The sequence below is a fragment of the Mangrovicoccus algicola genome, from assembly GCF_014903745.1.
GTDB lineage: Bacteria > Pseudomonadota > Alphaproteobacteria > Rhodobacterales > Rhodobacteraceae > Mangrovicoccus > Mangrovicoccus algicola.
Genome location: NZ_JACVXA010000137.1, coordinates 1 through 1825, shown reverse-complemented (window position 1 = coordinate 1825; position 1825 = coordinate 1). Strand labels below are relative to the sequence as shown.

2 protein-coding genes are annotated in these 1825 nt (G+C 76.5%); both read left to right on the top strand.

The annotated features are described in order from the left end of the window. The coding region (locus ICN82_RS21115) for an ATP-binding protein (protein ID WP_193187311.1) at positions 1-1219 on the top strand (1219 nt) is incomplete at its 5' end. Beyond that, positions 1216-1770: a hypothetical protein gene (locus tag ICN82_RS21110; protein ID WP_193187308.1), complete on the top strand. Its 555-nt coding sequence runs from the start codon at positions 1216-1218 to the stop codon at positions 1768-1770. The genes ICN82_RS21115 and ICN82_RS21110, both read left to right, overlap by 4 nt. The last annotated feature ends 55 nt before the right edge of the window (positions 1771-1825 follow it).

Here is a 1825-nt window from a genome sequence, read left to right as displayed (position 1 = left end):
GGCGCTGATCCGCGAGACCGGCGTGATCGCCCGGGCGCAGCGCGAGGCGCGGCTGGCCGGGGCGATGCCGGTGATCGCCGGAGCGGATGCGCTCGGCCCGGCGGAGAAGCGCGCGCTTCTTGCCGCGCTGGTGCCGCCCGCGGCGATCCTGACCGCGGCATCCGGCCCCTGGCGGCAGGCGGGACATCACGGCCCGGTGGAGGCCGCGCCGCGCCTGGCGCCCGGGGATCGCCGGGCGCGCCAGAGGGCGATCGCCGCGGGACCGCTGCCGCCCGCGGCGGAGCCGCTTCCGCTTCTGGACCTGGCGGCGGCCCTGGCAGGCCCGGGCGGCGCGGGCGCGCTGGAGGCGAAGCTGACCCTGGAGGCGGCAGAGGGGCTGTCCGGCCTGGCCCGCGCCGTCGCCTGCCCCGACGATCTGGCGCAGATGGTGCTGCCGCCGCGCAGCCGCCGTGCGCTGGAGGCGCTGGTCGCGCGCGCCGCCACGCGGGTGCAGGTGCTGGAGGACTGGGGCTTCGGCGCGCTGATGGGAAAGCGGGCCGGGCTGGCGGCGCTGTTCAAGGGCCCGTCGGGCACCGGCAAGACGATGGCGGCGGGGGCGGTGGCGCGCAGCCTCGGCCTGCCGCTGTTCCGCGTCGACCTGGCGGGGATGGTCTCCAAGTATATCGGCGAGACGGAGAAGAATCTCGACCGGCTCTTCGAGGCGGCGGGAGGCGCGGGCATCGTGCTGTTCTTCGACGAGGCGGACGCGATCTTCGGCCAGCGCTCGGAGGTTCAGGACAGCCATGACCGCTATGCCAATCTCGAGGTCTCCTACCTGCTTCAGCGGCTGGAGACCTTCGAGGGCGTCTCGCTTCTGGCGACGAACCTGGCGCAGAATATCGATGCGGCCTTCCTGCGCCGCCTCGATGCGGTGATCGAGTTTCCCGCCCCGGGCCCGGCGGAACGGCGCGCGCTCTGGGCGCGGGGGCTGCAGGGCGGCGTTCCCGCGGAGGCGGGGCTCGATCTGGATCTGCTCGCGGCCGCGGAACTGACCGGCGGCGAGATCCGCAATTGCTGGCTTGCGGCCGCGCATCGCGCGGCGGCGGAGGGCGGGGCCGTGGGCACGCATCGGCTGCTGGCCGCGGTCTGGGCGGAACTGGCCAAGCAGGGGCGTCCGGTGCGGAAAGAGGCCTTCGGCGGCCATTACGCGGCGCTGCGCGCCGAGATGGGGGCGACATGATCGATTTCGCGCCCGCGCTGACCCGCGAGGAGGCCCCGCCCCTGGTCGTGCCGGACAAGGCGGAGGAGGTCGCGCGCGCCCCGGGCCATGCCGTCCTTCAGGCCCTTGCGCAGGCCCGGTCGGGTCAGGCCGCGCCGCCGGCGGGCCGGTCGGCGGCGCCCGGCCCGGACCCGGGTCAGCGCCGCGATCCCGGGATGGATCCTGCCGGCGGCTTGCGGTCCGTCGGCCACGCTGCGGCGATCCGCCGGGCGGCCCTGGAGCAGGTGCTGGCTCCTGCGGGCGCGCCGGAAGAACCTGTCTTCGCCGTCCTCTTCGACCGCTGGCAGGATGTCCCGGCGGCCGAGACTCAGGAGGCGGCGCGGCGCATCGCCGGGAGGGTGATGCGCGCCCCTGCCGGGGAGCGGCAGGAGCTTCATCGCGCGCTGGCTCCGCTGCTGCGGCTGCGGCTGCGGCGGCGGGATTGCGCGCTTGCCCTGCTGCTGGCGATGCGGCTGGGCGGTGCCTTCGCCCCCCCGGCCGCCGCGGCGCCCCCCGCGCCGCAGGAGGATTGAGCCATGGCCGATCGCAGCCGGCCCGCCGCCGCGCCGCCGGTCGCCGCCCCCAGCC